Here is an 18,809-nt window from a genome sequence, read left to right as displayed (position 1 = left end):
GTCACCCTAGCATACTAACTTGAGGTCGCCCTCGACTTAGTAGAATGGAGTCCGTGACCACCCCCGGACCCGCCGCCGGCGAGCCCACCGCCGCGACGCCACCGGCCGTGACCCCACCGGCTGCGACCCCACGGGCCGCGGCCTCCCGCCCGCGCCGCGCCGATGCCTCCCGCAACCGCGCCAAACTCCTCGAAGCCGCCGACCACGTCTTCGCCGAACACGGCCTGGACGCGCCGCTGGAAGAGATCGCGCGCCGAGCCGGCACCAGCATCGGCACGCTCTACAACCACTTCCCGACCCGCACCGCGCTCTACGACGCCGTCCTGCCAGCCCGCGTCTCCCGCCTGGACCAGATCGGCGCGCGCGCCATGGCCGAGCCGGACGCGTGGACGGCCTTCGCCTCGTACCTGACCGGCTTGTTCGACGTCCTGGCCCAGGACCGGGCCTTGAACGAGACGCTCGCCCGAAGCGACCTCCTCACCGAATCGGTCGCCGCCGCCTGCAAGGAAGGCTTGGTGCAGGTGGAGGAACTGGTCCGCCGGGCCAAGGCCGCGGGCACCCTGCGCCCCGACTTCGAGCGCTCGGACCTGACCGCCTTCATCCCGGCGCTCTCCCACGCCATCCGCGAGATGCCCACGTCCGACGCCTGGCGCCGCTGCCTGGGCTACTTCCTGGACGGGTTGCACGTGCCGGGCGGGCCGCAGGCGGGGCGGCCCTGAGCTGCGGGGACGCTCAGTGCGCTGCTTCCCTTATCAACCTTGGCCGCGGTCAATCAGCGCGCGCAGGCGCGGAAACGCCGTGAGGTCCGGAAGCACCGCGTTGGCCCCGGCATCGCGAAGCTGAGCTTCGGTGTACTTTCCGGTGGCGACGCCCACCACGTAGACGCCGTTGGCTTGGCCAGCAGCAACGTCCTTCGGTGTGTCGCCGACGATCACTGTGTTCAGCGGCCCGAAGGCGTGCCCGAAAGCCGCTTTCGCCCGCTGCCAGGCCACTCTGACGAGTGCCGCGCGATCGGAGTCGTCGCTGCCGAAGGCTCCACAGTCGAGATTGAGGTAGCTGTCCAGCCCGAAGATCTGAAGCTTCGCGATCGCCGACTCGCGCGGATTGCCGGTGAGCACGCTCGACACCACGTCCGCCCGAACGCTGTAGCCCTCCAATGCCTCAACGACACCGGGCAGAACCTGGCCTTGGCTCCGCAGGTCCTCGGCGCGCTCCCGGTACCCGTCCGCCTGCAACCGCTCGAACCGGGCAAAGAGCCCATCCTGATCGACAAGCCCGTGAAGCTCCAGGGCCCGCTGAAAGATGACCGGCTCGGTGAGGCCGCCGGGCTCCGGCATCTCCTTCAGGGCCAGGCCTGTTACCTGCTCGAACGCCTGCGCGAACACCTCGCGACCCACGCCGCCGGTCATGATCAGTGTGCGGTCGATGTCCCAGAGGACCAAAAGACTGGAGTTCATCAGCGCGATCAGTCCTCAGACGCGAAATCGGTCACGGTCCGACTCCCGGCAACAGCTGGTCGGAGGCGTTCTCTGTCTATCACGGGCTTCGGCCTGGCCGTAGCACCGCGGCTCTGACGGAATCGGCGGCGTCTGCGGCGTCTGCGGCGGCGGGGCGGGCGTCGGCAGCGTCGGGGCGGGCGGCCGCGTCGGGGCGGGCGTCGGCGTCGGCGCACGACTTCCCGGTCCAGACCGCCGACAACGAGTACTGTCGCAGGACATAGTCTGTCAGCCCCGCGCTGAGAGAGGCAGGGCAGCATCGTGGCTGGACGCATCGAGGACTACGCCCTCATCGGCGACCTTCAGACCGCCGCCCTCGTCGGCCGGAACGGGTCGATCGACTGGCTCTGTTTTCCTCGGTTCGACTCGCCCAGCTGCTTCGGCGCGCTGCTCGGCACCGAGGAGCACGGCCGCTGGTTGCTGGCGCCGGTGGGCGCGACAGAGTGCACGAGTCGCTCCTACAACGGCGACAACCTGGTGCTGGAGACCCTCTGGGAGACCCCGACCGGCACGGTCAAGGTCATCGACTTCATGCCGCAGCGGGACGCGACGCCCGACGTGATCCGTATTGTCGAGGGCGTCTCGGGATCCGTCGAAATGCGCGGCGAAATCCAACTGCGCTTTGACTACGGCCGCGTGGTGCCGTGGGTACGGCGGACGGATCACCACCGGGTAGCGGTGGCCGGCCCGGACTCGGTGTGGATCCGTGAACACCCCTCGATCCGCTCCTACGGCAAGGACTTCACCACCGTCGCCGAGTTCACCGTGCACGCCGGCGACCGCATCCCGACAGTGCTCAGCTGGCTGCCGTCGCACTACACGGCGCCGCCGCGACAGGACGCTGAGAAGTCCTTGAAGGAGACGCTGGACGGCTGGCACGAATGGGCCGCCAAGATCCGTTACCAAGGCCCGTACCGGGACCTGGTAACCCGGTCGATGATCGTACTGAAAGCCCTGACTTACCAGCCGACCGGCGGCATCGTCGCCGCCGTGACCTCGTCGCTTCCTGAAGAGATCGGCGGCGTACGCAACTGGGACTACCGCTTCTGCTGGCTCCGCGACTCCACCATGACGCTCTCAGCGCTCGTCCGGGGCGGCTGCATCGAAGAAGCCGCCGCCTGGCGCCTCTGGCTCCTGCGCGCCGTCGCCGGCGACCCCGCCGACCTCCAGATCATGTACGGCGTCGGGGGCGAGCGTCGTCTCGCCGAACAGATCGCCGATTGGCTTCCCGGCTATGAGGACTCCACCCCGGTCCGGTTCGGCAACGCCGCCGTGGCCCAACTCCAGCTGGACGTCTACGGCGAAGTCGTCGACACGCTCCACACCGCGCTACAAGCCGGTATCCCGATGGAACGCGCGGCCTGGGGTTTGGTCAAAGCCCTGATGTCGTTCCTCGAAGACCACTGGCACGAGCCCGACGAAGGTCTCTGGGAGGTTCGGGGCAGGCGCCGCCACTTCGTCCACTCGAAAATCATGTGCTGGGTTGCCTTCGACCGTGCTCTCAAGATGGCTGAGACCACAGGGCTCCCCGCCCCTCTGGACCGCTGGCGCACAATCCGAGACACCATCCACAAAGACATCTGCACCAAGGGCTACAACTCTGCGCTGGGTACCTTCACCCAGTACTACGGCGGCAAGACGCTCGATGCGGCGACTTTGTTCGTGGCCACCACCGGCTTCCTGCCGCCTGACGACCCGCGGGTGGTCGGCACCGTCGAAGCTGTCCGAGATCACCTGGTCCACAACGGCTTCGTGCACCGCTACTCGACGGCGGCAGCAGACGGTGCCAAGGCCGCTGTCGACGGGCTGACCGGCCGGGAAGGCGCGTTCCTGGCCTGCTCCTTCTGGCTTGCCGACGCGCTGGTGGCCATCGGCCGCGAGGCCGAGGCTTGTGCTCTGTTCGAGCAGGTAGCCGCGATTTCCAACGACCTCGGGCTGATTTCGGAGGAATGGGATCCGGAAGCCAAGCGCCAGCTGGGAAACACTCCGCAGGCTTTTACTCATGTGGCACTCGTCAATACGGCGTTCCTACTCGCCCAGGGGCAAGGCTAACGCCGGTCTGGTCGACGAACCTGGCTGGGACTTCACTGCTTCACGGCTTCACGTGGTTCACTGCCTGGTACAGGGCCAACATCCGCTCCACCTGCGTTTCCCACGTGAACTGTGTCGCGTCCGATCCGGTGGCCTCATAGGCGTGGGTGTAGCGCTTCCGGTCGTCGAAGACCTTCCGCAGTGCTTCTGCTGCGCTCTGGGCGTCGCCTGCCGCGAAGACTTCGCCGTTCCCCATCTCCGCAACGATGGCCGACATGGCCTTCACGTCGCTCACCACGATCGGGAGCCGGGCGTTCAGGTACGACCAGAATTTCGTCGTCACGGTGAGTTCCTGATGCGGAGTGTGCAGGAACGGCTCCACGCCGACTGTCGCAGTAGCCAGATATGCCGTCAGTTCCTGGACCGGCACATAGTCGAGCAGGTGCAGACGCTCCCCGCAGCCCAGCGATTCCGCCAGCCGTACCAGGTCGGCCACGTATCCCTGGCGTGAGCCGACCAGCATTGCGAAGTGCGCGTGACTCAGTGCCGGGTCGGCCAGTGCTCGCACGATGGTGTCCAAGCCGCGGACTGGCGCGACCATGCCCGCGTGGACGATCAGGGGCACGTCAGGGTCCAGTTTCAGGTCGCCGCGGACCCCCGAAGTCGCATCGACGGTCCCGACGAGCGTCGAGCGTTCGGGCATGTTGTTGACGACGGTCGGCACCGTCGACAGGTGGTAGCAGTCGGCCATCGCTGCGGCGATGCGGTCCGCTGCCGCACAGACGCCGTCGACCAGCGGGAGATAGCGGCGCTCCTCGCCGGCCATGACGACATGCCAGCTCGCGTCGCCATGACGAATCTCGCCGGGAAAGAACTCGTGGGCGTCGTAGATCAGCTTGACGTCGCGGCCCTTCGCTCGGGCCCGGATCAAGGCGCGGGCGGCGACGCCGAGAGTGTCCGCGTCGTTGGCGTGGATGATGTCCGGTTCCAACTCGTCGATGAGGGGGCCGAAGGAATCCTCGAAGTCGACGAGGCGCGGCTGCGCGTCCCAGGCCGGGGAGTCGCCGCCGATGCGGGCCAACAGCAGGCGCAGTCCGCTGTTCGGGTCGGCTTTGCTGCGCGCGACGTTGCGATCGAATGCCTGCTTGCGGGCCGCCACCCAGTAGCCGAGGCCGCGAGTCGCGACTGCGCGGACTGCGAAGTCGGAGCGCAGCGCGGCCGCGACGACCGGGTTGATCGAACCGGATTCCAGTTGCCGGCCCAGACGCATCCGCTCGATCGCGCTGTTCTCCTGGCGCATGCGTTGGCGTCGGTGCTTCACCTTGCTGACTTCCCGCGACCGGTAGGCGATGACTCCGCTGAGACCCCGCCGTGGATGGGAGGAGCGGTATCGCGTCGCGGTCATCACCTCGGCGGCGCGAATGACGGTCGCCTGGCCCAGCGGATACTCCTCGCGCTGCCCGCTGGGCGACCGCCCGACCAGGAACGTCTGCCAGCCCGCGGCCGCCGCTGAGCGGGCCTGCTTCTGCACTCGCGAATCGCCGTCTATGAAGTTTCCGACGAGCATGACGACGCGGCCCAAGCTGTTGCCGGAGGGCTCCTCGCCTGCAAACTCCTGTGACACTCGATCTCCTGACACACCAGTTGCACGGAACGGGTTTATGCCATGCACGCGTTCGAGGGGCACTTGGTTACATCGCTCGGGTACTTGATCGCTCTGGCGCTCTGGCGCTCTGGCGCTCGGGCGCTCGGGCGCTCGGGCGCTCGGGCGCTCGGGCACGTGGTCGCTTGGTCGCTTGGTCGCTTGGTCGCCGGCTCTGGTGATCGAAAATGGTGCCGATCCGATGCAACCTCGCTGGGCCCGAACGCGTGCAGTATCTGAGGGCATCTTGGGAGGGGACGGGGATTGGCGACGAGTTTCGACGACGTCTACGCCGCCACCGCGCCGCGACTGATCGGGCAGTTGTACCTGGTGACCGGCGATCTCGCCGAGGCCCAGGACTGCGTTCAGGAGGCGTACGCGCGGGCGTGGACGAGGTGGGACAAGCTCACTCGGGACGGCGGGGATCCGGTCGGGTGGGTGCGGACCACGGCGTACCGTTTCGCCGTCTCCCGGTGGCGGCACCACACGGCCGGGTTGCGGGCGTACATGAGGCACGGGGCGCCGGGTGAGATAGCGCCGCCGTCCGCGGACACAATCGCCGTCCGCGACGCCTTGGCGGAACTACCGACCGGGCTGCGCGCCGCGCTGGTCATGTACTACCTCGGCGGTATGCAGGTCTCCGAGGTCGCCACGGCGCTGGATGTTCCACAGGGCACTGTCAAGGCGCGCCTGTCCCGAGGACGCAGAGCGATGGCTGCCCTGCTCACCGACACGAACGACTTCGGCGACGACGCTGTGGAGGTGTCCCATGCCTGATGAGCAGAGGGAAAGAGGCAGCATCCGTGCCGCGGTCGACAGCACCGACTGGACTCACTACGCGGGGCCGGCCTCGGCTATGAAGCGACGCGGGGAGCGCCGCAGGCGCAGGCTCCAGGCGAGTGCGGCGCTCGGGACCACCATCGCCGTCGTCGGCGTCGCGGTCACCATGAACATGAACGGGCTGGACGGACGGGACGGCCTGAACAAGGAGTCGGCGACACCGCAGGAGGCGACCTCGTCACCCGCCCACCCATCACCGGCCACCACCACCCCGGGCACCTCGAACACCTCTGCCCCGCCCACAAGCTACCCCTCCTTCCCGGCGAAACTGCCGACCACGCCGATCTTCCCCGCGGATCCGGGCAAGGTCCTGGACTCCGGCGTCATCGGCGCGGGCACCGTCTCCGGCCACCAGTGGCAGATCTCCTACCGCATCATCCCCAGCGGCTCAGCGATGAACAGCCAACCGCAGGTGAACCAGGTGGACCTCAGCCTCGACGGAAAGACCGCCAGCATCGGCGGCGGCGAGGGAACCGTCCTCAGCGAACACGGCTACGAGGCCTTCGACCAACAGTTCCAGGCCAGCGGCATCCCGAATCCAATGGTCGTGGCCTCCGGCACCCCCTCCCCCAGCGTCACCGCGGTCGACCTGAGATGGAAGAACGGCACCGTGGTCCACGTCCCGATCGTGACAGTGACCGGAACCCGATTCGCATCCTTCGCCTGGGACCCCGCGAACCCCCCAGAAGCCGTGGAACAGATAGGCCCCGCCGGCGTCCAAAGCATCAGAATCACCCACGACAAATCAGCCACCTGGACCAACGCCAAGGAACCAAAGGACTCACTAGTCCAAGCCGCACCCCCACCCATCACCACCCCAACAGGCACCCCCAACCTGTCCCAAACCCCACAAGTAAACCCCATCTCCTCAGGCATCCTCGGCGCAGGCACAGTCTCCGGCCACCAATGGCAACTCGCCTACGAGATCATCCCCAGCGGCTCAGCCGCCAACAGCTCCAACGAAGTCTTCTGCACCGACACAACCATCGACACAACAACAACCCAAGGCGGCTGCACCAGCAGCCAACCCTTCGCCACCCCCGGCATCAACTTCACCTACTCCACCAGCCACACCCAATCCCCCCTCACCACCACCTACGGCGCCGCCGAAGCAGGCACCACCGCAGTAGGCCTGGAATGGCCCAACGGCACAAAAACAGCAACCCCCATCCACCTCGTAACAGGCATCCCCATGGCCGCCCTAGCCTTCGACCCCGACAACGCCCCATCCCACCTACTAGAATTCGGCCCCTACGGCGAATACCGCATCCCCCTAACCGGCCACGTTTACTACAACTGGACTTTCAACTGGCCGAGCCGGTAGTTGGCGAGGCCGCTGCGTATGGGAGTCAACGATCATCTGCGGGTCGGTCGTGGGAACCGTCGCCCACGACTTCTGATCGCCGAGACCGCCGGGTCCTGACGCCAGCGACACGTTGGGAAAGTCAGCACCGTCGCAGCCGTGCTTCAGCCCCTTCGCTCGTACTCGGCCGTCCGCTGATGGGCTGTTGATGGGCTGTCGTGCGCAGCTTCGATGCCACGAGATGCGCAGCGAATTGCTAGTGGGTGCTGGGATGAGGAGGCTCGCCTCTTAGCGCGCCGGCGTTTCCATCGCCGCGTATCGGTGGCCACCATGCTGTTCCCGTTGTTGTCGAACAACGAGGCGTATATAAGCAACCCGTTCTGTACGGCAGAGCGCGACGCGAGGAAGAAAATACTCGATCTGCTTGAGTTGATGAACGAGACCAGGAAGCGCCAGCAGCGACTGAGCCTGAATCATCAGCTGCCCTGGACACCACCGCGCCCCGGCTCCAAGGCCGGCATTGCGCCCAACGTCGGAACCGACCTGTGGCCGATCAACGGCCTGCGACTGCCAGCGAAGAACTCCACTCTCGATCGCGCCAGGCTACGCCGATATCCGCAAGGATCGGACCCTGCTCGCGACTTGATCAATTGGCACTGTGGCAACCGCGCACGACGTGGACGGCCGAGGATGGGGCGCGCACTGATGGCGTAACGCACGGCGGTGGTGGGGTGCAGGCCGAACAGCGTCGTGAGGTGTAGGACGCCGGCGCCCTTGGTCAGCGCTTCGTGCAGGCACCTGCTGCACAGACACCAAACACGAGTGTGGTCGCGAATGGAGCACTTAGCCCAGCCGGATAATGGACGCGATACGGATAGTTCCGGCTGAGTCGTATCCGCCAGAAGATGAGACTCTGGAGGCCGGGTACATGGCGCATTCCTCGATCGCAGCGGAAGCACGGGCAAAAACGGACGTCGCCGTGGAGGTCGCCATCGTCGCGCCGAAACATCACGCCGGTTGGATGCGGCCCGCCAAGTGCCGCACCCAACCGACGTTGCATTTGTGTAGGCGAGATCCTGATTGATCTCCATTCGACGACGCCGCCGACGGCCAGGCCTCAAATGTGCTGACTTGCTACAGCGGCGAGACCACCCGCTACGCCAGAAGACAAGTATTCAGGCTATTGCCCAACCGCTCGCGAAGTGGCCCGCAAGGTGCGTTGCCTTCGATAACGCACAGGTCAGCCCGACACCGACTTGAAGGACCCGCGGACCGTACAGAGGAGCAAAAGTACAAGGGAAGCGCCGCCGGATGTCATACAACTTCCCCGAGCAGGTCGGAGGAGGCCAGCAACTGCCTAAGCTCCTCATCCAAATCGCCGTAGTAAACCTCATACACACCATCGTCGACGTCATGATCTTCCTGACACTCCTGCGCCTTGACGTCGGCAGCCCTGAGCTGAATATGCAGCGAGGACTGCCACCAGGCACGGTATCGATCAGCGATACCTCGGTATGCCGACGCCGGATCGTTCGCTCCAGATTCGACGTGAACTGTCCGGTCATGACTCGAGCCGACGAACCAGTCCGTAAGCGGCACCGGCTGGACACCGCCGCACCTCATCTGCTGGTGCAACCCCCAACACACGTCTTCGGCATGAAGGCCTTGAGAGGCAACGAGATCGAACCAACTGTCCAAGGGCGCCGCCGGCGCAGATCCGACCGCCATCTCCAGCCGACCTTGCCTTTGCTGCGCGACCGGCGCGGAAGCAAGGCAACCGTCCATAACGAGCAGTCCAGGCATTCGGTCTTCTCGCTCGGCCAATTGGCTCAGCGCCGCGCGCAGAAGTCGCTCTCCATGCCTGCTTGCCCATCCGTCAGCCGGGTCACGGCCGATAGCCAAAAGCAGGTAGCGCTCATCGCTGGCACGCACCACCGCCAGCATGTCCCGCATCTCCCGCCCAGCCGCGACGGCAACAAGCAGATCCATCAGCTGCCTGGGCACCAAGTCTGCGGCGGCCAACTGATCGAAAGCACGCCTGCGTACACGACGCTTTAGATCCTGCAGGCCCATCTGCGAATCTGCGGTCCGCATGATCTGCCGGATCTCGCCGGCCTCGCACTTCAACAACTGAGTCAGTATGCTTGTATCGGTTGCGCTCATTGAGTTCCTCCCCCTCCTACGCCCCGGCGTACGGGGCGGTGATTCTGAGCGTGGAACACGATCAAAGCTCGGGCGAAGTCATCGCACATAGTCACTTTCCTTGTTCGGGGGCCGCCCCGCCCCTCCGGGGCAGCCCTTTCTCAACGTGCGGTCGGGGCCCGTCCCCCACCTCGCCGGGGATCCCGAGCTACCCCAGCGTCCGGCTTCGGCGGCGGCCTCTGGCCGGGGATCAATTGCGCCCGGCCCATGAGGTCCATCACGATCGGCCGCAGATTACGCAGACCCATATACAGGTTCGAGGACACCGTGTTCTTCTTCTTGCCCGTCTCCGTCACGATCTCCTCCAGATTCAGCTCCCGCAGGTAGCGCAGGAACACAATCTGATGCTGTGTGGGATGGGTCCCCGCCAGCTGATGCATCGCCGTACGGATCACGGTCCGGGTGTGGCCGGTCTGCGCGATCTCCTCCACCGGGGAATCCACCCCGCCGCGCAGTTCCTCCACCGAGACGGAGTCCACGTCCTGGAGCGCGACCTGAACTTCCTGACCGCGGCTCTTGTAGCGGGGTCGATGTTCCCGGTAGTAGTCGATCACCTTGCGGCGAGCTGTGGTGTTCAGATAGCCCTTCGCGGAAGGCTGGCGAACGTGGCCCCAGTTCTCCAGAACCGTCAGATACGACTCCTGCACCACGTCATCTCGCGCCGATGGATCATCGATCGCGCTAGCGACGTACCCCTTCGTCCCAGCGAACGTCTCGTCGTAGAAGACTTCGAAGGTGAACGGCAACGCGTCGTCCAAGGCGTAACCGACCAGACCCGTCGCCACTTCGGCAAGGTCCCCTTCCATCCGAAGCAGCGCTTCGACGTCAACGACCAGTTGTTGCGGCGACCCCATCAGGCTTCCTCCCGGCTGCTGCGCGGCGCGCAACCGGGGGCGGGAATCCGGACAGTCAACACCCGCCCGTGCGGATCACGGTCGGTGATCACAGCGCCAGCGACCCCGTCCTTTATCAAGGCACTCAGCGTAGCTCGCCTTTCCCGCTCGGTAGCCACCAACGTGGCCCGTCGCTCCTGTTCGGCGGCGACCAAGGTCGCCCGGTTCTGCTGCTCCATCCGGACCGCTATGCGGCCCCGGACAAGCTCGGTGATCGGGCCAGACTGGCCACTGCGGGCCAGCATCGAACGTGCCAGCACGGCAGCGCCGGTGGGGTCGGCCATCGATGTCCCCCTTTGACTGGGTTAGCTAATACTTCGATACATGGGCACGTCGGGACATCGAGTGGCCCAGAACGCTGAGGATCCGTCCCGGTCGTACTGGCGGGACTTCACCGTTAAAGACGGAGAACCCTCTGAAAACTTCAATGGCCGCCGAAACGAGTGGCTGACCAGCCACTACGCCAGACATTCGGTCAGGTACCCAGGACATGGCGCCCGCCGCAGCCCAAGCCTCCCGGCATCCATCCCCGCTGTCCGCTACGGCGCAGTAATCGTCGGGATCATCGCTACCGCCGTCACCGTGGCGCAGGAGCCGCAGGCCGCGCAGCAGAGCTGCTAGCTGTCGGAATTTCCCTCCCCGGCGCCTTAGGGGCGCCCGAAAGAGCGTCCGGCACAGACGCCCGCCGTCACCAGCTTGTCTCCGTCGTTTCAGACGCTCTGGAGGCTCGTTCCTCAACAATAGGGAGAAGAACTCTGGGTCTACTTGCGAACTGTGATGTTCCAAGATTGCGGGGCACGATTGCGGCACAGCCGGGGCACAGCCTGGCCTACGCCGTTGCGCCGTGCCCTACACCTAGACACGAAAAAGGCCCTTCACGCAGGTGAAGGGCCCAGAGTGCCTGTTAAACGTATGTGCCCCCGGTAGGATTCGAACCTACGCACCCGCCTCCGGAGGGCGGTGCTCTATCCCCTGAGCTACGGGGGCTCGGGACGTAGGAAACGATATCAGGTCCGCAGCAGCTGTTGCGCCACGGTTTACCCGCGCGCAGTGCGCCGGTCCGTACCGCATGGAGTCACCCGAGGATCGCGTACACAGTGGTGGCCTGTGCGGCGGGTGGGCCCAGTGGGGTGCCTGTGGTCGGAGCTGGTGTCATGACGATGTCCGTGAATGCCAGTGTGCGGCCGAGTTTGGTGATGCTGGCCGTGATCAAGACATCCGTCTCCTGGACAGGTCTCTGGAACGTGGTGTTCTGCTGAACTGTCGTCATCGGGCAGAAGCCGCCGCGGGCTGCGCTGATGGCCAGTACTGTCGTTGTGTCTGCGGCGGCCATGAGTGCCTGTCCGCATAGGGTGCCGCCCTCTCGGGCGAGTGTGGGCGACCAGGGCAGGCGGGTTGTCACGCTGGTCGGGGACGTCTGCTCGACGCTCAGGTTGAGGGTGAGGATCCAGGGGGCGAAGTTCTCGTGGAGGATCTGAGCTGTTGCTTCGGGGGTGAGGGGGGCAGGGGGCTGATTGGTGGTCACCCTCACACCATATGGGTGGGGTTACCGGTGGGGCTTGTGCTGGGGCGGGGGGTGTGGGCGTGGGTTCCGGGGGTTCGGTGTGGGGTGTTCCCTGAAGTCAGACATCTGAGCGTGGGCTCTGGGAACAGCTCTTGGCGGTCGGTCCGGTTACGGTAACCTAAGCGCTCACTACTCGGCCGCACGTCGGGTTCCGGAGCATCGATCCCGGGCCGTCGCGGCCGTCCCTCTACCGCGTTCGAGGACACATCACAATGGGACAGACTCTGCAGGAGAGCCTCCTCAACCCGACCAACCGCCCGCAGGTCGTGACCGACTGCGAGCAGCTCATCGATGAGCAGGTCCGGGACTCGGGGCTGATGGTGAAGGGCGCCTACAAGGTCGTCACCGCTTTCAAGTCCGACATCATCCACGACGCCGTGGACACCCTGGTGGACGACTTCGTGGCCCGCCTGGAGCCGTTCCACGCGGACTTCGTCACCGCCGGCGGCGGTTCGTTCGGGGACTACCTCGCCGCCCGCGGGCCCGAGGTGGCCAACGCGCTGCTCGGTGTCACCGACGAGCGGGCCGCGCAGTCCGACCGTGCCACGCTGCGCAAGGCGTACGAGCAGGTCCGCCCGAAGGGCGCCGAGAACATCGAGAAGGCGCTGCCGAAGCTGGGCAAGATCGTGGAGAAGTACACCAGCTGAACCCGGCCGGCTGATTCGGTAGGGCTTCTGGATCTGCGTCAGGGGGCACGGAGCGCTGCCTCGCCGGACGCGGAACCGTCACGGCGGCTGTCCCGGGCGTCCCCGGGGCAGCCGCCGCTTTTACCTGGTGGCCGGCCCGCTGTCCCCTGCGGTCCACCACTGACACCGGCACGGTGTCCCACATCGCCGTCACCGGCCGCGCGCATGAGCGTGGTGGCGCGCTGACCGGCTCGCGATCCGCGCCGGTGATACGTGCGGTTCAACGACCGAGCGACCCGGCGGTTACGGGCGTCACTCAGGTTCGTGGGCGTTCGGCGAATTGGGGGAAAGCGCCTGGGAAGCGCTACCCGATCCCCGCGCTCAGACCCTCCCCCGGCACAGTTCCAGCACCGCCATGGCGACCGTCACGCCGGGCCGCCCCAGCGACTCCCGGTACCTGGCGATGATCTCCGTCTCCCGCTTGAGGTCCAGCCGACGACCGCCCTCGGCGATGCGCGCGGCCTGAATCGTGGCGGCGGTCTGCACCCGCTCCGCGATCAACGCGAGGATCCGGGAGTCGAGGTCGTCGATCTGCGCCCGCCCGGACAGGACGCCGGTCGGCGTCGGCTGCCCGACCGACGTCGGCTGCCCGACGGACTCGACAGAACCGACCGACTCGACAGAACCGACGGACTCCACGGTCTCCACGGACAAGCTCCGAGGCACACTCACGGGCACGACGGCGACGCCGTCCGGCCCGACCGGCTCAGGCTGTGCGGCAGGGGTGGCGGTGGCACTGGGGGTCATGGCTGGGGCTCCTCCGGCTGGGCCCGTCCCCCGCCGCACCCGGCGCGCTCGCGGAAAAACCGAACGCCCCGGACCGGAAGGGGTCCGAGGCGCTCGTTGGCTTGTCCTGCTCAGCTGCCGACGATGGCTAGGGACCGTTGTCCATAGCCATAAAAGAATCGGCGGTTTGCGAGCATAACGCCATCGTGCCACGCGTTCCGCTCCCCGGTCCAGCCGATCTCGTGATGCGGACCTGGGGAAACCTCAACGCCACTCAGGCGTCGCCCGCGAGCCACCAGACCTGCTCGCTCCAGGCCCCGTCACGCCCACACATTGATGTTCGCCCGCTCCGCATCCCCGTACTGCTGCTGAGCGACCTCCAGCACCTTCCCGATCTGCTGAAGCACCTCGTTCAAATCCGCCTGCGCCTGATCCCACTGGTGCTGCCGCGCCTGATAGTCGGCAGCGGCCTGCCCGCTCCAGGTCTGCGTCAGCGGCGTCAGCAGCGACCGCAGATCGTGCAGCTTGCTGTTCAGCTCGTTGTGCGCCGCCACCACGTTCTGCGACGCCGCGGACAGCGTCTCGGCGTGGACAAGCAGCTCGCCTCCGTACGTCATGGCGGCTCCCTCCCTCAGCCGATCAAGCCGGCGACGCGGTTGACGGCGGTCGTGTTCGACTCCTCGGCCGCCGAGTACCGGCGGTGGGTCCCGCCCAGCGACTCCGCGATCCCGCCCAGCGCCGCGTTCAGCTTGCGGGCATCGGCGTTCCACCGCTGATGCAGCTGCTGGAACGCCGAGGACGCCGCGCCCTTCCAGGTGGCGGCGATCGGCTCCAGCTGCGCCAGCAGCGTCGAGAGCAGGGCGGCGATCTCCTCGTTGACCGTGCCGACGTGCACGGCGGCCTGCGCCATCACGTCCAGCGTCGCGCCGAACTGCGCCGCGCCGCCTGGCGCGGCGGGCACGGACGCCATACCGGACGCCATACCGGACGCCGACGCCGGCATCGACGTCGGCATCGACGCGGGCATCGACGCCGGGCCGCCGGGCGCCGGGACGAACGCGGCCGAGGCGGGCTCCGTCATGCGGATCACCATCCCCTCATGTGCTGTGCGGTGACGCCATAAAGGAGTTGGTCGGTGACCTGGAGTGACGTCGAGTCACCACGGTAGCCCCGGGTACCGACAATCGGAACCTTTCGGTCGCCGCGTCACCCGTTTTGAGGAACGCCCCGCCGCCCCGGCCTCACTTCATCCGCAGCGTCTTGAGCAGCTTCAACGAGCGCAGCATCAACGCGCCCCACCGCTGGTCGGACATCCCGAACCAGGGCGCGATCGGCAGCAGCCGCTCCTGCGCCGTGGTCTGCGCCTCGGTGAACCGCAGGATGCCCTCGGCCCCGTGCCGGCGCCCGAGCCCGGACTGCCGCATCCCGCCCATCGGCGCCGCCACCGAACCCCACGCCGCGGCGTAGGCCTCGTTGACGTTCACAGTGCCGGTGTGCAGCTTGACGGCGATCTCCCGAGCCCGCTTGTTGTCGCGCGTCCACACCGAGGCGTTCAGCCCGTACTTCGTATTGTTCGCCTCGGCGACGACTTCGCTCTCGCTCTTGAACGAGTACACGGACACCACCGGCCCGAACGTCTCATCGCCGTGGACCCGCATGATGTCCTTGACGTCCCCGAGCACCGTCGGCTCGTAGAACAGCGGACCGATGTCCGCGCGGCGACGCCCGCCAGACAGCACCTTGGCGCCCTTCGCCTTGGCGTCCTCGACGTGCAGGGTCACGTTCTCCAACTGCTTGGTGTTGGTCAGCGATCCCATGTCGGCGGTGTAGTCGAGCCCAGAGCCCAAACGCATAGCGCGAACTTCAGTAAGGAAGCGCGCCAGGAAGTCGTCGTATTTGGTGTAGTGAACGTATATACGCTCAATAGAGATACAAAGCTGTCCCGCCGAAGAGAAGCACCCGCGCACCGCGCCGGACACCGCCTTCTCGATGTCGGCATCGTCGAGCACCAGCATCGCGTTCTTACCGCCGAGCTCCAGCGAGCACCCGACGAGCCGCGCCGCCGCGGCCTGCGCCACGCTGCGCCCTGTAGCCGTCGATCCGGTGAACGCGATGTAGTCAGCATTGTCGATCACCGCCGGACCGACGACCGGACCATCGCCGACCACGACCTGCCACAGGTCCTCCGGCAATCCGGCCTGCACCGCGAGCTCCCGCAGCCGCAGCCCGGTGAGCGCGGTCTGTGTGTCCGGCTTGTGCACCACCGCGTTACCGGCGATCAGCGCAGGTATGACATCCGACACGGACAGTGCCAGCGGGTAGTTCCACGGCGTGATGATCCCCACGACGCCCTTAGGAACGCGGGCCTCGGTCACCTTGGTCAACACCGGCAGGACACCGCGTCGCCGCTTCGGCCGTATGTAGCCGCGCGAGGCGTACGCATAGTGCCGCGTGGCAGCGGCGGCCGACAGCACCTCGTCCAGAGCGTGCTTACGGGCCTTGCCGGTCTCGATCTGCACCAGATCCAGCAGCTGCTCCGAACGCTCCAGCAACAGGTCATGCAGGCGCCGCGCGACCTTGGCCCGCTGCGACAGCGGCGTCGTGGCCCACGTCTGCTGTGCCCGCCGCGCCGTCTCGAACGCCGCGCGCACATCCTGCGGCGCGCTCGCCGGATAATCCGCGATCAGCTCGCCGGTGAGCGGGCTGTAGGACTGCGTCCGACCGCCTACCGCGCCATGGATCGATACCTTGCCGACAAGGCGCTCTACCAGGTCGGCGGACAGGCGCGTATGGATCGTCTCAAGGCGCGAGGCCTCTCCGTGGCCGGTCCCGGCCGGAGTGCTCTGCGCATCCTCCGATATGCCGTTGCCAGGATCGATGGTGTCGGCGGTCATGGCGACGAGCCTCCCAGAAAAACCCGGCGGTGTCAGCCGTCGGTAGCAACCTGTGAAGACGTCGAGAGCGTCTTCTTGCGTGCGTTTCGCACAGCGTACGTCGCTACCTTTGCCGGCGCCTTCTGCGCCCCGAGACGATCAGGCAGGATGAGCCGTACCGCAGCTCAGTGAACGTTGATAGGCGCGTTCTTGATCCCGTCGATCACCTGGCGCGTCCCGAGCGGCGCGACAAGCTTCACCGAAGCCTCGCCGTTGCGCGCGATGTCCGGGCACATGACGCCGATGCGCGCGTGAGAGGTCTCCTTCAGCTCCACGACCACCTTCGAGGCGTCCTGGCTCATGACGACCAGCTGCGGCTGGTCACTGCAACCGCCCCAGGTGACCTCGGCGATCAGCGTGACACCGTCGGAAGCCAGAGTGACACCCTGCGGCGAGACGTACTTCACCTGCGCGGACGGGTCGGGCTTGGCGGGGCTGCTCGACGAGGAGCCGCCAGGCGAGCTGGGAGCGATCGGCTGGCTGCCGCTGCTGGTTCCCGTGGTGGGGCCGCCGGGGGCCGCGGACGGCGGCTCCGAGTTCTCCGTGCTCGTGGTTCCGCCGGGGGACGTGGACGATGTCACGTCGCTTCCCGGGCCGGCCGCCGCCGAATGCGAGTCCCCCGAGCTGCGGGAGGCGCAACCGGCCAGCGTCACCAGCACAACGGCGGTGCTCGCCACGGTCTTCACCAGAAGCTTCATTTCGCTCCATCTCCTCGCGGTCACTGCTTCTGGGACTTGGACGCGGTGGCTCTCGCCCGGGTTCCCACGCGTTTCCCGAATTTTCGAGCGTCATGTCCTGCCACAGATCAATACGCCCGCTGGTCGGCCCAATTCTCGACCAAATGGCCGACGGGCCGGTCAGTCTTCCCGCGAGTTAGCGTAATAACTCCTCATAGCCCACGCCGGTCGCGGCTACAGACTGCTCCCATAGCGCGGCAGCCACAGTCTCGTCCTGCGCGATGGCGCTCATGAAGGCCAAGGTGGGAGCGCCGCGCATTTCCCCAGGACCGCGCGGTCCGATGTACTCACCGCCGAAGAGATCCACATGTGTGGCCGCGTATAGCGAGGGCCACGCGCCGGTGGCAGCGCTCTGACCGGTCGCCCGGGTAACCAGCTGTGCGAGTCCGGAGACAACTCGATTGTGGCGGCTGAACGAGGTCTTGGTGAACAGTCCTGTCGCCGCATAGCCGGGATGCGCGGCGACACTCGCTAAGGCGAACCGCACGCGCTTGGCTCTGCGATCAAGTTCCTTAGCGAACAGCAGATTAGCGAGCTTGGAGCGTCCGTATCCGGCCACGCGGCGGTGGCTGTCTGATTCGGCGGTGCCGCCGGACCTGGCGCTGGTGAAGCGAGCGCTGCCGGATGGTCCACCGTCACCCACGCCGTCTTCGTGCTCCGCCTCACCCAGCTTCGCACCTTCCGATAGGGATCCGGAGCTGGCTTCATCATGGGCCGTGGCCTCAACGCCTACCGGCACAAAATCCCAGATCGGCTTCGCGTGGCGATGGGTCAGGCTGGAGACGGTGACCACCCGGGGCGCCTCCGCGGCCAGCAGCAACGGCAGCAGGCGGCCGGTAAGCGCGAAGTGCCCCAGGTGGTTGGTCCCGAACTGCAACTCGAAGCCGTCGGCGGTGGTGTGGCCGTCCGGGACCATGACGCCCGCGTTGTTCACCAGGATGTCCACCGCCGCGGTCCGGTCGGCCAGGTCGGCGGCGGCGTCCTCGACCGAGTCCAGGCTCGCCAGGTCGACCGGGACGACCTCGACCAGGCCCCGCGCGGAGGGGACCACCGAAGTGATCCTCTCCAGCGCGTGCGTTCCCCTGACCGGATCGCGGACGGCGAGCAGGGTACGGGCCCCATGACGCGCGAGTTCCAATGCCGTCTGGAACCCGATCCCGCTGCTGGCCCCCGTGACCATGGCGACTCGCCCCGTCAGATCCGGGATTTCTTCCGGAGTCCAATGCGGCATAGCGCCATCCTGGCGTGATCAGCCGCGCGTGTCACTATGCGGGAAGCGCGGCCTCGATGGCTTCGACCACTTCGGAGGCCTCAGGCTCGGTGCGCGGGCGGAATCGCTTAAGCACCGTTCCGTCCGCACCAATAAGGAACTTTTCAAAGTTCCACGTGATATCCCCGGCGTTGCCCTCGGCATCGGTCGTCTTCGTGAGTTCCTGGTACAGCGGGTGCCGGTTCTCGCCGTTGACCTCGATCTTCTCCAGCAGCGGGAAGGTCACACCGTAGGTCGCGGAGCAGAACTCCTGGATCTCGTCCGAGGTACCCGGCTCCTGCGCGCCGAACTGGTTGCAGGGGACACCGACGACGGTGAACCCCCGTTCGGCGTAACGCTCGTGGATCCGCTCAAGGCCCTCGTACTGCGGAGTGAGGCCGCAGCGGGAGGCCACGTTGACCAGCAGGACGGCTTTGCCCGCGTAGTCGTTCAGGGAGGCCGGCTTTCCGTCGAGTGTGTTGATCGGGATGTCGTAAAGACTCATGT

The 18,809-nt window shown here is 66.6% G+C and carries 19 protein-coding genes and 1 tRNA gene; 6 read left to right on the top strand and 14 right to left on the bottom strand.

Going from position 1 to position 18,809, the window contains the following annotated elements; translation table 11 throughout:
• The first annotated feature begins 53 nt into the window (after positions 1 to 53).
• Complete coding sequence (locus ABD481_RS10465) at positions 54 to 719, top strand: TetR/AcrR family transcriptional regulator (protein ID WP_344665368.1); 666 nt, start codon at positions 54 to 56, stop codon at positions 717 to 719.
• Positions 720 to 752: 33 nt separating this feature from the next.
• Here ABD481_RS10465 and ABD481_RS10460 read toward each other — a convergent pair whose 3' ends face one another.
• On the bottom strand, positions 753 to 1,457 hold the full coding sequence (locus ABD481_RS10460) for a haloacid dehalogenase-like hydrolase (RefSeq protein ID WP_344665367.1): 705 nt from the start codon (positions 1,455 to 1,457) through the stop codon (positions 753 to 755).
• Between the two features lie 300 nt (positions 1,458 to 1,757).
• On the opposite strand from ABD481_RS10460, the gene ABD481_RS10455 reads away from it, so the two are divergent.
• Positions 1,758 to 3,548: a glycoside hydrolase family 15 protein gene (locus ABD481_RS10455; RefSeq protein WP_344665366.1), complete on the top strand. Its 1,791-nt coding sequence runs from the start codon at positions 1,758 to 1,760 to the stop codon at positions 3,546 to 3,548.
• 40 nt (positions 3,549 to 3,588) lie between these two features.
• On the opposite strand, the gene ABD481_RS10450 is transcribed toward ABD481_RS10455, so the two are convergent.
• Entirely contained in the window at positions 3,589 to 5,214 is a 1,626-nt protein-coding gene (locus ABD481_RS10450) for a glycosyltransferase family 4 protein (RefSeq protein WP_344665365.1), read from the bottom strand.
• 219 nt (positions 5,215 to 5,433) lie between these two features.
• Here ABD481_RS10450 and ABD481_RS10445 point away from each other — a divergent pair, with 219 nt between their 5' ends.
• From ABD481_RS10445 to ABD481_RS10435, 3 genes are all read left to right on the top strand, one after another.
• Positions 5,434 to 5,946, top strand: coding sequence for a SigE family RNA polymerase sigma factor (locus ABD481_RS10445; protein ID WP_344665364.1), 513 nt, complete (start codon positions 5,434 to 5,436; stop codon positions 5,944 to 5,946).
• On the top strand, positions 5,939 to 7,333 hold the full coding sequence (locus ABD481_RS10440; protein ID WP_344665363.1) for a hypothetical protein: 1,395 nt from the start codon (positions 5,939 to 5,941) through the stop codon (positions 7,331 to 7,333). The genes ABD481_RS10445 and ABD481_RS10440 overlap by 8 nt, the downstream gene beginning before the upstream one ends.
• Before the next feature lie 309 nt (positions 7,334 to 7,642).
• Complete coding sequence (locus ABD481_RS10435; RefSeq protein WP_344665362.1) at positions 7,643 to 8,026, top strand: hypothetical protein; 384 nt, start codon at positions 7,643 to 7,645, stop codon at positions 8,024 to 8,026.
• Positions 8,027 to 8,626: 600 nt separating this feature from the next.
• Here the strand turns inward: ABD481_RS10435 and ABD481_RS10430 are convergent.
• The 5 genes from ABD481_RS10430 to ABD481_RS10410 form a co-directional block, all read right to left on the bottom strand.
• Complete coding sequence (locus ABD481_RS10430) at positions 8,627 to 9,475, bottom strand: hypothetical protein (RefSeq protein WP_344665361.1); 849 nt, start codon at positions 9,473 to 9,475, stop codon at positions 8,627 to 8,629.
• Positions 9,476 to 9,615: 140 nt separating this feature from the next.
• Entirely contained in the window at positions 9,616 to 10,368 is a 753-nt protein-coding gene (locus ABD481_RS10425; RefSeq protein WP_344665360.1) for an RNA polymerase sigma factor, read from the bottom strand.
• Positions 10,368 to 10,691, bottom strand: a complete 324-nt coding sequence (locus ABD481_RS10420) for a hypothetical protein (RefSeq protein WP_344665359.1) — start codon at positions 10,689 to 10,691, stop codon at positions 10,368 to 10,370. The genes ABD481_RS10425 and ABD481_RS10420 overlap by 1 nt, the downstream gene beginning before the upstream one ends.
• A 631-nt stretch (positions 10,692 to 11,322) precedes the next feature.
• Positions 11,323 to 11,394: transfer RNA gene (locus tag ABD481_RS10415), tRNA-Arg, on the bottom strand.
• An 88-nt stretch (positions 11,395 to 11,482) separates the two neighbouring features.
• Positions 11,483 to 11,938 (bottom strand): PaaI family thioesterase, encoded by a 456-nt coding sequence (locus ABD481_RS10410; RefSeq protein ID WP_344665358.1) that lies wholly within the window; start codon positions 11,936 to 11,938, stop codon positions 11,483 to 11,485.
• A 245-nt stretch (positions 11,939 to 12,183) separates the two neighbouring features.
• Between ABD481_RS10410 and ABD481_RS10405 the strand changes: the two genes are divergently transcribed.
• Entirely contained in the window at positions 12,184 to 12,618 is a 435-nt protein-coding gene (locus tag ABD481_RS10405; protein ID WP_344665357.1) for a DUF6918 family protein, read from the top strand.
• A gap of 360 nt (positions 12,619 to 12,978) precedes the next feature.
• Here the strand turns inward: ABD481_RS10405 and ABD481_RS10400 are convergent, their stop codons facing one another.
• The 7 genes from ABD481_RS10400 to ABD481_RS10370 all read right to left on the bottom strand — a co-directional run bounded on the left by ABD481_RS10400 (position 12,979) and on the right by ABD481_RS10370 (position 18,807).
• Positions 12,979 to 13,404: a chorismate mutase gene (locus tag ABD481_RS10400; RefSeq protein ID WP_344665356.1), complete on the bottom strand. Its 426-nt coding sequence runs from the start codon at positions 13,402 to 13,404 to the stop codon at positions 12,979 to 12,981.
• Positions 13,405 to 13,703: 299 nt separating this feature from the next.
• A complete protein-coding gene (locus tag ABD481_RS10395) occupies positions 13,704 to 14,000 on the bottom strand; it encodes a WXG100 family type VII secretion target (RefSeq protein WP_344665355.1) in 297 nt (98 codons plus the stop codon).
• A 14-nt stretch (positions 14,001 to 14,014) separates the two neighbouring features.
• Complete coding sequence (locus ABD481_RS10390) at positions 14,015 to 14,464, bottom strand: WXG100 family type VII secretion target (RefSeq protein ID WP_344665354.1); 450 nt, start codon at positions 14,462 to 14,464, stop codon at positions 14,015 to 14,017.
• 160 nt (positions 14,465 to 14,624) lie between these two features.
• Positions 14,625 to 16,277 carry a succinic semialdehyde dehydrogenase gene (locus ABD481_RS10385; RefSeq protein WP_344665353.1) on the bottom strand — a complete coding sequence of 551 codons (1,653 nt, stop codon included), beginning with the start codon at positions 16,275 to 16,277 and terminating at the stop codon, positions 14,625 to 14,627.
• 164 nt (positions 16,278 to 16,441) lie between these two features.
• Entirely contained in the window at positions 16,442 to 17,014 is a 573-nt protein-coding gene (locus ABD481_RS10380; protein WP_344665352.1) for a hypothetical protein, read from the bottom strand.
• A gap of 175 nt (positions 17,015 to 17,189) precedes the next feature.
• The gene (locus ABD481_RS10375; protein WP_344665351.1) at positions 17,190 to 18,284 is read right to left on the bottom strand and encodes an SDR family NAD(P)-dependent oxidoreductase; all 1,095 of its coding nucleotides are present in this window, start codon (positions 18,282 to 18,284) and stop codon (positions 17,190 to 17,192) included.
• A 34-nt stretch (positions 18,285 to 18,318) separates the two neighbouring features.
• A complete protein-coding gene (locus tag ABD481_RS10370) occupies positions 18,319 to 18,807 on the bottom strand; it encodes a glutathione peroxidase (protein ID WP_344665350.1) in 489 nt (162 codons plus the stop codon).
• Positions 18,808 to 18,809 lie beyond the last annotated feature (2 nt).

Source organism: Catenulispora yoronensis (assembly GCF_039531695.1).
In the GTDB taxonomy this organism is placed as follows: domain Bacteria; phylum Actinomycetota; class Actinomycetes; order Streptomycetales; family Catenulisporaceae; genus Catenulispora; species Catenulispora yoronensis.
Note: the sequence above shows the minus strand (reverse complement) of the source record. Positions and strands in the feature narration are given on the sequence as shown.